Below are 11618 nucleotides of genomic sequence, written 5' to 3'. Positions count from 1 at the left end.
AACCGCGATCATGGGAACCTGTTGCGTCGACGCATACCGCGAGAAGCCGGGCTCGCCGGGAACGCGTCGTCGGCGGCAAATAACGCCAGAAACCTGATCATCTAGATGTGAACGCTGCAATAAAGAGGAACCGTCTGCCGATTTCCGCGTTCGTTAAACAAATCTGAAGATAAAGACATCGGAGACTAAGGATGAACAGCCGTTCCTCGCAGCAGCTGACGAGTTTTGCTTGCCTTTGTGCAGGTACGATCCTGACCCTGTCTGCCCTGACCGTTGCACCACAAGCCCGCGAGCCCGCACAAACGGTCGCTGTGAAGGAAATGCAGGACCAGTGCGATCGCCTGGCTGGCAGCCCTTTCGACCGTGACCGCAATCCGGCCTATAGCCCGGTCGCCATCAATGAAGTCGATGCCAGCGCTGCAACGGCCTGTCGTGTCGCCTTCGAGGCAACCAAGAATCCCCGCTTCGCTTTCCAGCTTGGCCGGGCTCTGAACAATTCCGAGCAGGCCGACGCCGCCATGCAGGCTTACGAGACGGCCGCCAACAGCAATTATGCTGCAGCGAAGGTCAATCTCGGCATGTTGATGGGTCGGCTCGGCGATAACGAGGCCGAGTTCAAGATGTACAGCGAAGCGGCGGCCGAGGGCAATATTCTTGCGGCCTATAATCTTGGCGTTGCCTATCGCGACGGCCTTGGCACGCAGCTGGACGTCAACAAAGCATTGAAGTGGTTCGAGACCGCAGCAGCTGCGGGCGATTCCACGGCGGCCTTCAACATTGGCGTGATCTATGACGAAGGCAAGCTTCTGGTCGAAGACAACCAGATGGCCATTGCCTGGTACGATGTTGCAGCCAAGGGCGGCAGCAAGGATGCCATGATCAATCTCGGCCTGATGTATGAGGGCGGCGAAGGCATTCCGGTCAACCGCCAGGTTGCCGCAGAGCTTTACGCACAGGCCGCCGCAGCGGGCGATACATTCGGCGCCACCAAGCTGCAGCAATTGCAGCAGGCAGGCATTGCGCCGGCACCGGCTCCGGAAATCTCTTCGCTCCTGCCGGATGGTTTCCAGATGCTCGTTCTGGCTCCGAACGAAGTTGAAAGCCCGTCCAAGCTGAAAAACATCTGATCTCTTGCAATCGGGCCGATCATCCGGCCCGATTGCCTGCATTTCTCGCCAGCCTCAGGCGAGATCCGGCTGCCACTCTCTCATCTGCAGCCGGACTGCCGCGAAGCGCCCCGACAGGGACGCTGTCACGACGGAATGTCGCCGGCAGAGGGTCCCCAGACATCGGTCATGGCAAAGCCGGATGCCAGCGGGTCGAAAGGATCGAGGGCCACTGTCTGCATGCCGAAGGTAAATCCCCTGCCGCTAATGGTCGGTATGACGGCATTGATCGATCCGACGGACGTCAACCCCTTCAGCCCCACGCGAAATTCCGAACCGATGATCGAGCGGGAGGTGAAGACATCGCCCACCGCCACCTTGCCGCGCGCATGCAATGTCGCGAGATTGGCGGAATTCCCGGTTCCGCAGGGCGAGCGATCGGCGCGTCCCGGCCACATCGTGGTGCATGTGCGGACGGCTCCATCGGCGTCCTTGCTGCGGAACATCACATAGGCAACACCTGAAACGGCCGGAATTTCCGGATGCACCACCGGGAACGCCGCGTTGACTGCCTCCTTCAGTTCCATGCCGGCGGCCACGAGCGCCGCGGCATTGTGCTTTTCGATCGTGAGCCCGATCTGCTCCACATCCACCAGGGCGTAGAACACCCCGCCATAGGCCAGATCCAGCGTCACCTGTCCCCAACGTGTGGCCAGGCTTACATCAAGCGCATGAACAAAGGCGGGCACCATTGTCAGCTCGACGCGCTCGCAGCGGCCGTCGCGGCAGCTGGCTTTCGCCTGCACCAGACCGGCAGCTGTTTCCAGCGTCACGATGGTTTCCGGCTCGCGCATGTCCACAATGCCGGCCTCCAGTAGCGCGGTCGTCACGCAGATGGAATTCGACCCTGAGCTGGCATGCGCCTGATCCGGCTGCAGGATGACGAAAGCGGCATCGGCATCGGGATGAACGGGCGGCAAAAGCAGATTGACCGAACCGATCGGGTTGCCCCGCGGCTCCAGGCAGAGGAAACGGCGCAGGTCCTGCCCCTTCGGATCGGAATTCAGCCAGGCGAGCTTTTCGGCGATGGTCGCGCCGGGGATTTTCGGCACGCCCCCAATGGCCACCTTGCCGATTTCACCTTCTGCATGGACATCCAGCAATTGCATGGTGCGTTTCCAACGCATGGCAGTCTTCCCTCTTGCGGCCTCTCTTGTGGCCCGTCTTGCGGCTTTTCCAGCGGCCCCTTGCGGCCCCCGATCGGCCGGCACCTTATTGCGCCCCGGGCATAAAGAAAATCCGCGGGCGTGCCGCTCCCCCGAATTTCGCGCGCCCGGCGCATTTGCAATTTCGAAGCGTTTGCCGCATCAGAGATCGAAACCAAGAGGGACGAATCCATGCTGGAGATTTTCGAACGGGCCGCTCTGGCCGCCGGCCGGGCCATTCTGGAAATCTATCATCGCGACTTCGCGGTCGAGACAAAAGCCGACCAGAGCCCGGTCACGGAGGCCGATCTCTGCGCCGAGGCGATCATCCTGCGCATTCTCCAGACGGAATATCCGGACCTGCCGGCCATTGCGGAAGAGCAGATGGCGGCCGGATGCCAGCCCGATATTTCCGGCGGCCGATTCCTGCTGATCGATCCGCTGGACGGGACGCGGGAATTCATCCACCGCAATGGCGAGTTCACCGTCAATATCGCCCTGATCGAGAACAACGCGCCGGTTGCCGGCATCGTCTACGCGCCGGCTATCGGGGTTGCTTATCTCGGAGATCAGAAAGGCGCCTGGAAGCTCTCGGTGAGGGAGGATCAGACCGTCGTCTCCCGCAGCCGGATCCAGGCGCGCTGTGTCGCCAGTCCGCCGGTGGCCGTCGCCAGCCGCTCCTATCTGGATGCCGAGACGAGCCGCTATCTGGAAGACCTTCAGCCGGCGGAATGCCGAACCGTCGGATCCTCGCTCAAATTCGGCCTGGTGGCCGAAGGCCTCGCCGATGTCTATCCCCGCTTCGGCCGGACCATGGAATGGGACACGGCGGCCGGCGATGCCGTGGTGCGGGCGGCGGGCGGATCTGTCCTGGCTGCCGACGGCAAACCGCTCACCTATGGCAAATGCGGGCGGGCCGAGGCCGCCGATTTTGCCAATGGCGCCTTCTTCGTCTGGGGCAGCCGCGACGCACCTCAAGCGGCGTGAGGCCGAAGGAAGATCCGCGGCTGCGGCCGCAGGAGGCCGAATAGTCTCAAAAGCCCGGCCTTTCCCGTCAGACCGCGACGGAATGCCTGGCAGTGCCGCGGCCGAAATACTGGTCGAAACCTGCAGCAATGGTCCGCACGAAGATCTGGCCCTGCGGCAGCACCTCGAAGTGGTCCCCGTCAAACCGGGTAATGCCATCCGGATCCTGCTGATGGATGCGGGCAGCGCTTGCCTGGACGACTTCCGCCGCCGCGCCGTAACGCTCCTTCAGACGACGCACCGAAAAGGCGAAGTGGCACATCAGCGATTCGATCGCCTCGCCGATTGCGCGGTCCACCGGACCAAGCGCAAATCCCTTGGCGATCGGCAGCCGCCCCTCGCTCACAGCCCGCATATATTCGCCCGTGGCGACGATGTTTTGCACATAACCGCCCTCCGTCCTGCCGATTGCGGAGGCGCCGAGACCGATCAGAGCAGGCGCCTGGTCCGTCGTATAGCCCTGGAAATTGCGCTTCACCTCCTTCTGGTCCAGTGCGGCGGCAAGGCTGTCTCCCGGCCTGGCAAAGTGATCGATTCCGATGGAAAGATATCCGGCGGCCAGCAATCGTTGCGCAATCATCTGCTGCATTTCGAACCGCGTCTCGATTCCGGCAAGCGCCGTCTCGTCGATCAGGGTCTGGTGCTTCTTCATCCACGGCACATGGGCATAGCCGAATATGGCGAAGCGGTCCGGCGCCATGGACAAAGAAAGCTCCAGGGTGCGGCCGAGGCTCTCGATCGTCTGGTGCGGCAGTCCGTAGACGACGTCCAGATTGATGCCGCCGACGCCATAGGTGCGCAGGAGGTGAAGAATGCGCTGCGTCTGTTCGAACGTCTGCGGCCGGTTGATCGCCTGCTGGACGGCCGGATCGAAATCCTGCACGCCGATGCTGGCCCGCGTCATGCCGATATCGCGCCAGGCCGAAAGCCTTTCCGCGTCGACATAGCCGGGATCAATCTCGACGCTGATTTCGGCTGCGGGATCCATATTGAAATGACGGTCGAGCGCGTGGCGGATGCGCGAGAGATCCGCCGGTGAGACGATGGTCGGAGAGCCGCCGCCGAAATGGATGGCGCTGATTCGGGCGCGCTTGGGCAGCCGGGCGGCAACCAGAGAAATCTCCTGCAGCAGCGCATTCACATAGTCCGCGACCGGCTGATAACGCCGCGTCTGCTTGGTGTGACAGCCGCAATACCAGCACAGCCGATCGCAAAAGGGCACGTGCAAGTAGAGAGACAGCGGAGCTTTTCCATCCTGGGCCTCCAGCCAGCCGGAATAGGTCTCGCCGGTGACGCCGTCATGAAAATGCGGCGCCGTCGGATAGCTCGTGTAGCGTGGCACCGGAGCGGCATAGCGGCGAAGAAGATCTGGCTGCATGGGATTTCCTTTCTTACCCAGAGTTAGAAAGAAAATCCGAGCCTACCTTGATCAAGATCAATTTAGCCGCAGGACCGACTGCTAGGACCAGATCTACTAGAAGGTCTTCAGATGAGGCAGGACCCGCCTTCGTGATGCCACGCGCCGCTCGACATCAACTTTCCACACGCAAGACGGAGGGACTGCGCCGCGCGACGATGTCTTCCGTCATCCCGGACAATGCCCCAGTGTCCGAAACGGAGAGTGCCGCGTCCGGGTCGAGAGTGTCGCATCGATCCGCCGGAGTCTTTCGAATATAGGTGAGTGATCATGGACCTGACCCGTCGCGATATCCATTCGACCGAAGTGCCCGCGCTCTGCCGCAGCTGCGAGGTGCGCCACAAAGGCATGTGCGGGGCGCTGAACCCGGACGAACTCTTGCTTCTGTCGCGCCATACCCGCCAGTTGCAGCATGGAGCCGGTGAGGAATTGGTGGGCGAAAGCACCAGCGTGGAAGCCTATGACAACATCATGCGCGGCGTGGTCAAGCTGTCCAAGACGCTCGAGGATGGCCGCCAGCAGATCGTCGGCCTGCAATTTGCCCCGGACCTGGTCGGACGGCTCTATGCCAGCGAAAGCCCGATCTCTGCCCAGGCGGCCTCCGAGGTGGATGTCTGCCGCGTGCCTAAGGTTACCCTCGAGCGGCTCATCGAGCGCAATCCGGCGCTGCGCAAACGGCTCATGGACCAGTCGCTGCGGGAGCTGGACGATGCCCGCGACTGGATGGTGACACTCGGCCGCAAGACAGCGGCGGAAAAGGTTGCCAGTCTGCTTCTGGTGATTGCCCTTCATCTCGATCCCGATGCCAAGGGAGAGGTCCGGATCTTCGATCTCCCGGTGACGCGTCTCGACATGGCCGATTATCTGGGCCTGACAATCGAGACCGTGTCGCGACAGTTTTCGAGACTGAAGCGGGAGGGCATCCTCTCCATCACCGCCAATCGCCATATCGAGGTGATGAGCCTGACCAGGCTGAAGGCGCGTTGCGGCTGATGCCGGGCCTTCTGGCCGCGCCACGCTTTTAACCACAAACGCGAGTTTCCTGCCCTGCCCCCTGAACTGTTAGTCCGTTCCGTCGTAAAATAGCGGCAATGACGAATTGGAGAGCGCCTATGTTGGCTGCCGCGGTACAGACTGCCATTCCTGAGGACGAACAGCGCATGGCGTTTCGCGACGCGATGGCGCGCCTGGGGGCCGCCGTTACCATCGTCACCACCGATGGACCGGGCGGGAAGGCCGGCTTTGCGGCCACGGCCGTCTGCAGCGTCTCGGATTCGCCGCCGACATTGCTGGTATGTCTCAACCGCGGTTCCTCAGCCTATCGGCCGGTCCGCGACAATCAGGTGGTTTGCATCAATATCCTGTCCGCTGACCATGAAGATCTCAGCCGTCTCTTCGGCGGCAAGACGCCGGTGCAGGAGCGTTTTGCCGCGGCCGAGTGGACGCGGACTGAGACCGGTTGCCACCGGCTGGAAGGGGCGCTCGCTTCATTCGACTGCCGGATCGGGTCCACGGCCGATGGCGAGACGCATGAAGTCCTGTTTTGCACGGTCGAGACGATCCACCTGCGCAAGAGCGGCCAGGCGCTGATCTACTTCGACCGCAGCTATCGGCGCGTCTGACGCAGCCGACAGGCGCGCGGACTTCAGGAGAGCCTTTGATGGATCTCCTGCCAGGCCCGATAGGCGGAAAGCACCGTCTCCATCTGGGCAGTGTGGCCGGCGATCAAGTCTTGCCCGTAGATCGTCTCGTCCGGATATTCGGTGATGAGCGTGATGGGAACCGCGTGACGATCGTCGACGGAGGACAGGCAGGGAAAGCCGTTGATGATACGGAAGCCCGTTTCACCGGAATGGGTTTCATACCGTTTGATCTGCCTGGCATTGTCGTCGAGCAGGCCGGGTATCGCGCTTAAGTGGCGGGTGACCCGGTCCAGCAGTTCCTCCGCCGTGTCTTCCCATCCCGCATGATGGCGAAGAACCAGGAAGAAGCCTTTCGGCAACGTCCACATGGCAAAGCCGCGCGGAACGTAGCCGGAGAGCGGCCGCGTCCATTCATGCGCGGGATAGCCGTGCAGGTTGATATGCAGCCCCGCCCCCGTCATTCGCTGCGCCTGCAGGCGAATATCCGTCTCGTTCAGATGACCGCCGGAATTCTCCGGCGTGCGATATTCGAGATCATCCCCAAGCGCGGTGTAGCGAGCGGCGTGATGCATATGGCGGGGATTGTCGCGCCGCAGCCGCTGATCCAGCGCGTAGCCATCGGGGTTTTCGAGCGGCGAGATGGTGAAATGCGCGCCCTCCCTGTTCTTCAGCATCAGCGCTGCCCGCAGGCATCCGATAATGCCGCTGACCTCGTTGGGATGCTGCCCGCCGCTGATCATGACCGGCAGATCCGTTCCCTTCACATAGCGCGCCGCAACGGTCCTGCCGGATCGGCTTCTTGCGGCAAAGCCCTGTCCGCCGATCGTCTCGAGGCAGGACGCGATCTGGCCGGCAGCGATCGGCTCCCGCGCCCGGTCGATCTCCTGCTCGGGACCATCGAGGAATTCCGTCGAAAGCGCCCTCGTGGTGACTGAGACGCTGACGCGCCCCTCGCTCTGGACGATTTCCGGCACGATCTGGCCGGGCCTGAGGTCGCGGTAGCCGGACGGCCGGCCGGATTTCGCCTGGAACACTTCCAGAAGCGAGAAATAGAAGTCCTCGTGCAGGGCTTCCCGCAGGCTCAGCACTTCATCGTCATAGGGAAGCGGTTCATCGGCGGCCGGATGTGCGACGCGGATGTTCAACTCCTCGAAATACGGCTCCTCATCACCCCAGCCAAAGCCGGCGATTGCCGCCATGGTCGAATGGAACAGCCGTTCGTAATCGGTTTCGAAACGGGCTCCATCCGGTTCGCCGTCCCGCCGCAGCCAGCCGGTCGGGGAGACATTGGTCTCGCCGAGAATGTCCTGGTGCACCCGGTTGGGGGCAAGCACGGTCAGGGTTTCCTCCGAATGGGCGCGCGTCAAGCGGATCTCGTAACGGAACTCCGCATCCTCGCGCGCGACGAAGATGAGGCTTGCCGAGCCCACCAGCGCTGCCAGCGGATAGGCTTCCAGCCGGAACCGGTTCTGCGCAGCCGCAGGGTGGACCGGATAGTGGATTTCGATCGTCTCGACATCGTCGAGATCGACTTCCTCCCGGAAAAACGTGACCAGCGGCTTATAGGCGCTGCGAATGCGCGCCGTAACGCCTTTTTCGGCAAGCCGTGCCATGGCGGCCTCGCGGCTTGACCGATCGTCGAAGGTCCAGGCCTCGAACCGGTCTCCCGGTTGCGCCATGGCCACAAGCTGGTCGAGGCTGCGCTCGAAGGACGTCTCGAAAATTTTTGTCATCGGATCACCTGGAGGTTCTGCCGGTCGGATCGAGGCTGTCACGCAGCCAGTCTCCGAGAAGATTAAGGCCAAGCACGGTCAGGAGAATGGCAAGGCCGGGAAAGACGCTGGCCCACCAGGCCGTCTGCATATAGGTGCGCGCATCCGCCAGCATGCCGCCCCATGTCGGGACGCTGGGATCCACGCCCATGCCGAGGAAGGTAAGGCTGCTTTCCAGGAGGATGTTGGTTGCCACATTCAACGTCATCAGGACGATGACCGGCCCCGTCAGGTTGGGCAGGAGATGCTGCAGGATGATCCGCCAGTTCTTGACGCCGATTGCCTTGGCCGCCAGCACGAACTCCCGGTCCCGAAGGGCAAGGACCGATCCCCGCACCAGCCGTGCATATTGCACCCATTGCGACACGATGAGCAGGATGATCGTGTTCTGCAGGCTGCCGCCGAGAATGGCGATAAAGGTGATGGCAAGCAGGATGAAGGGCAGCGCCAGCTGGATATCGGCAAAGCGCATCACCAGCATTTCGGTGACGCCCCGATAATAGCCGGCGATCAGGCCGACAGCGATGCCGATGATTGCCGCGCCGGCCACCGAGGTGACACCGACCAGAAGCGATATGCGCCCTCCGGCGATCACTCGCGCCAGAATATCGCGCCCCAGCGGGTCGGTCCCGAAGGGATGGGCCATGATCTGGAACGGCGGCTTGAGGCGGGCGAGAAGGTCGATGCGGTCGAACCCTGCCGGAAACAATACATTGGCCAGAAGCGCCGCCGTCAGGATGGTGCCGATCAGCACGAAGCCGAGGATGAACTCAAGGCTCCTGAAGCGTGAGAAGCGGTGTGGCTTGCTAAGCTTTGCCATGGCTGGTTCTACTCCGTCCGGATGCGCGGATCGATGAGGCCATAGGCAATATCGACCAGAAGGTTGACGCCGATGATCATCAGCGACAGCACGAAAATAGTGGCCTGCAGGACAGGATAATCGCGCCCGCCCACGGCATCGAAGGCAAGCGTGCCGAGCCCTGGCCAGTTGAACACCCGCTCGACGACGACGATGCCGCCAAGAAGCCCGCCGAACTGCACGCCGAGATAGGTGACGATCGGGATGGCGCAATTGCGCAGAGCGTGCTTGTAAAGCACCTTGGTCTCGCTGAGGCCCTTGGCGCGCGCCACCATGATATACTGCGAATTCAGCGTCTCCAGCATGGTTGTGCGCACGAGGCGTACATTCACTGCCGTCATGATGATGCCCATCGTCATGGCCGGCATGATGTAGCTCGAGGCACCGCTCAAGCCGCTCGGCGGCAAGAGGTTGAAGGTGATCGAAAAGATCAGGACGAACATGATCGCCAGCCAGAAGTTCGGGAAGGACAGGCCGACCAGCGACACGATGCGGATCGTCTGGTCGATCCAGCCGCCGCGCGATGTGGCGGCCTTGATGCCGAGCGGGATCGACAGGACGATGGAAACGAACATGGACCAGAAGGCGAGCGCCAGAGTCGCAGGCAAGGCCGTACCGATCAGTTGCGAAACCGGCGTTCCGCCGAGAAAGCTGCGGCCGAGATCGAAGGTGACGATGCCGCGCAGAAATTCGAGATATTGAACGAAGAAGGGGCGGTTGACGCCGAGCGCCTCCCGGATGCGGACCAGATCGGCCTCGGTGATGCTGCCGGCGCCCTGGGTGAGCATGAGTGCGGGATCCCCGGTCAAGCGTATGGCGAAGGACACAAGCAGCGTGACAGCCAGAACGGCAAATATGGCCTGAGCCAGACGCCTGAGGATAAAACCAGCCATGAACGGGGTCCGTTGATTTGACAGAACTAGAAAGGGTGGCAGGCACCGATCCTGCGATGCCTGCCTCGATAGCCTAAGCGACGACCGTCCGATCCACCCGCGCTGGGCTGAAGATCGTCGGCCTCGACGCGCCGCTTACTCGGCGACGGACACTTCGTTGAGCTTCACGCGGTTGTCCGGCGCAGCGACGAAATCCTTCACCCGCTTGTTGACGCCATAGATTGCGTTCAGGTTGTAAAGCGGCATTTCGAGCGCCTTGTCGGCAATATAGCCGGCAATGCCCTGCAGCAGCTTTTCACGCTGGCCGACATCCGTCATCGGGCGCTGCTCTTCGAGCATGGTATCGAGCTTCGGATCCGCGTCGTAAGGGTTCCACTTCTGGCCGGAATGGTAGAGAAGATAGGCGGTGTTGTCGTAGTCCAGCGTCCAGCCGCCCCAGCTCTGCTGGAACATTGCGCCGGTCTTGCCCTGCGGGACGATGTCGTTGAGGAAGACATTCGTCTCGTAAGGCTTCACGGTGGCATTGATGCCGACGGTCTGGAGATAGGCCGCGATCGCCTGCGAAACCTCGTTGAAGGTAGGATTGCCCGACCGGATATCGATCTGCACCGGCGTGCCGGGCTTGACGCCCGCCTCTGCCAGCAGCGCCTTGGCCTTGGCCGGATCATAGGGCAGCGGCTTCAGGGACGGATCGTCGCCGAAGGAAAGCGCGCTCTGGAAGCTGGCGATTTCCGTCGCCTGGCCACCCAGCAAGGATTGGATGATGGTGGCGCGGTCCACCGCCATGATCAGGGCCTTGCGCACCCTTTCATCCTTGGTGATGCCGTCCTTGGTATTGAAACGCAGGCCGTTGACGACCGGGCCGGTGGTTGACTCGACCGCCAGCTTGGAATCGCCTTCGACAACCGGGATCAGGCTGATCGGCAGGTCAATCACGAGATCCACGCGCCCCGCCTGCAACTCGGCCACGGCCGTGGCCGGCTCGGAGATGAAGCGGTAATCCAGTTCCGAGATCTTTGCCGCGCCGCCCCAGTAATCGGGATTGGCCTTCAGCTGCAGGTCGATCTTGGCATTGTAGGCGACGAAGCTGAAGGGGCCGGTCCCGACGGGATGAGCGTTGAAATAATCCTCACCCTTTTCCTTGATGTATTGCGGCGGCACGATCATCGCGCCGTAACCGGCAAGCTTGGTGATCAGCACCGGATCGGCAGCCTTGAGGTGGAAATCCACCGTCTTTTCGTCGATGACCTCCACACGATCGATCGAGGTGTAATTGGCGCGCTGCGGACCTTTTGCACCTTCCTCACCGAGAAGGCGGTCGAAGGTGTATTTCACGGCATCCGCATTGAAGGCTTCGCCATTGTGGAATTTGACGCCTTCGCGCAGAGCGAAGCGGACGCGCAGGCCATTGTCCAAAACCTCCCAGCTGGTCGCAAGGCCGGGCCCGATCTTGGCATTGGTGTCACGGCTCGTCAGACCGTCGAAGATATTGGAGCCGACCGAACCCCAGGCGACCAGGAAGGTGTCGACCGGGTCCCAGCTGCCGGGATCGGTTGCGATGGACACGGTGACCTTGCCTGCGGCGGAGGCAGGCGCGGCACCAAAGGCGACGCCGGCCAAGGCTAGCGCCATGAAAGTTGAAGTCATTCCCAGTTTGATGCTTGCCATCTTATCTGTTCCTCTTGGTTTCATGCGAT

10 protein-coding genes are annotated in these 11618 nt (G+C 61.9%); 4 read left to right on the top strand and 6 right to left on the bottom strand.

All coding sequences use genetic code 11. The features are described from left to right. Positions 1-191: 191 nt before the first annotated feature. Positions 192-1127: a tetratricopeptide repeat protein gene (locus QTJ18_RS23855; RefSeq protein ID WP_252753356.1), complete on the top strand. Its 936-nt coding sequence runs from the start codon at positions 192-194 to the stop codon at positions 1125-1127. 125 nt (positions 1128-1252) lie between these two features. Here QTJ18_RS23855 and QTJ18_RS23850 read toward each other — a convergent pair whose 3' ends face one another. Continuing rightward, a complete protein-coding gene (locus QTJ18_RS23850; RefSeq protein ID WP_252753357.1) occupies positions 1253-2293 on the bottom strand; it encodes a proline racemase family protein in 1041 nt (346 codons plus the stop codon). 210 nt (positions 2294-2503) lie between these two features. Here QTJ18_RS23850 and cysQ point away from each other — a divergent pair, with 210 nt between their 5' ends. Further along, positions 2504-3298 (top strand): 3'(2'),5'-bisphosphate nucleotidase CysQ, encoded by a 795-nt coding sequence (gene cysQ / locus QTJ18_RS23845; RefSeq protein WP_252753358.1) that lies wholly within the window; start codon positions 2504-2506, stop codon positions 3296-3298. A 67-nt stretch (positions 3299-3365) separates the two neighbouring features. On the opposite strand, the gene hemN is transcribed toward cysQ, so the two are convergent. Next, positions 3366-4715, bottom strand: coding sequence for an oxygen-independent coproporphyrinogen III oxidase (hemN, locus tag QTJ18_RS23840; RefSeq protein WP_252753359.1), 1350 nt, complete (start codon positions 4713-4715; stop codon positions 3366-3368). Positions 4716-5024: 309 nt separating this feature from the next. Here hemN and QTJ18_RS23835 point away from each other — a divergent pair, with 309 nt between their 5' ends. Both QTJ18_RS23835 and QTJ18_RS23830 read left to right on the top strand, forming a co-directional pair. Then, positions 5025-5747 (top strand): Crp/Fnr family transcriptional regulator, encoded by a 723-nt coding sequence (locus tag QTJ18_RS23835; RefSeq protein WP_252753360.1) that lies wholly within the window; start codon positions 5025-5027, stop codon positions 5745-5747. A gap of 119 nt (positions 5748-5866) precedes the next feature. Next, the gene (locus QTJ18_RS23830; protein WP_252753361.1) at positions 5867-6376 is read left to right on the top strand and encodes a flavin reductase; all 510 of its coding nucleotides are present in this window, start codon (positions 5867-5869) and stop codon (positions 6374-6376) included. A gap of 23 nt (positions 6377-6399) precedes the next feature. Here the strand turns inward: QTJ18_RS23830 and QTJ18_RS23825 are convergent, their stop codons facing one another. From QTJ18_RS23825 to QTJ18_RS23810, 4 genes are all read right to left on the bottom strand, one after another. Then, positions 6400-8130: a M14 family metallopeptidase gene (locus QTJ18_RS23825; RefSeq protein WP_252753362.1), complete on the bottom strand. Its 1731-nt coding sequence runs from the start codon at positions 8128-8130 to the stop codon at positions 6400-6402. 4 nt (positions 8131-8134) lie between these two features. Further along, positions 8135-8989, bottom strand: coding sequence for an ABC transporter permease (locus tag QTJ18_RS23820; RefSeq protein WP_252753363.1), 855 nt, complete (start codon positions 8987-8989; stop codon positions 8135-8137). Positions 8990-8997: 8 nt separating this feature from the next. Continuing rightward, complete coding sequence (locus QTJ18_RS23815) at positions 8998-9921, bottom strand: ABC transporter permease (protein ID WP_252753364.1); 924 nt, start codon at positions 9919-9921, stop codon at positions 8998-9000. A gap of 135 nt (positions 9922-10056) precedes the next feature. After that, positions 10057-11589, bottom strand: a complete 1533-nt coding sequence (locus QTJ18_RS23810; RefSeq protein WP_252753365.1) for an ABC transporter substrate-binding protein — start codon at positions 11587-11589, stop codon at positions 10057-10059. Positions 11590-11618 lie beyond the last annotated feature (29 nt).

This window comes from Rhizobium sp. SSA_523 (assembly GCF_030435705.1).
Taxonomy (GTDB): Bacteria; Pseudomonadota; Alphaproteobacteria; order Rhizobiales; family Rhizobiaceae; genus Neorhizobium.
This window is presented reverse-complemented; position numbering and strand designations above follow the sequence as displayed.

Bases quoted from the DNA above. Each gene is read 5' to 3' on its own strand.
- QTJ18_RS23855 (WP_252753356.1), top strand. From the start codon at position 192: ATGAACAGCCGTTCCTCGCAGCAGCTGACGAGTTTTGCTTGCCTTTGT.
- QTJ18_RS23850 (WP_252753357.1), bottom strand. From the start codon at position 2,293: ATGCGTTGGAAACGCACCATGCAATTGCTGGATGTCCATGCAGAAGGT.
- cysQ (WP_252753358.1), top strand. From the start codon at position 2,504: ATGCTGGAGATTTTCGAACGGGCCGCTCTGGCCGCCGGCCGGGCCATT.
- hemN (WP_252753359.1), bottom strand. From the start codon at position 4,715: ATGCAGCCAGATCTTCTTCGCCGCTATGCCGCTCCGGTGCCACGCTAC.
- QTJ18_RS23835 (WP_252753360.1), top strand. From the start codon at position 5,025: ATGGACCTGACCCGTCGCGATATCCATTCGACCGAAGTGCCCGCGCTC.
- QTJ18_RS23830 (WP_252753361.1), top strand. From the start codon at position 5,867: ATGTTGGCTGCCGCGGTACAGACTGCCATTCCTGAGGACGAACAGCGC.
- QTJ18_RS23825 (WP_252753362.1), bottom strand. From the start codon at position 8,130: ATGACAAAAATTTTCGAGACGTCCTTCGAGCGCAGCCTCGACCAGCTT.
- QTJ18_RS23820 (WP_252753363.1), bottom strand. From the start codon at position 8,989: ATGGCAAAGCTTAGCAAGCCACACCGCTTCTCACGCTTCAGGAGCCTT.
- QTJ18_RS23815 (WP_252753364.1), bottom strand. From the start codon at position 9,921: ATGGCTGGTTTTATCCTCAGGCGTCTGGCTCAGGCCATATTTGCCGTT.
- QTJ18_RS23810 (WP_252753365.1), bottom strand. From the start codon at position 11,589: ATGGCAAGCATCAAACTGGGAATGACTTCAACTTTCATGGCGCTAGCC.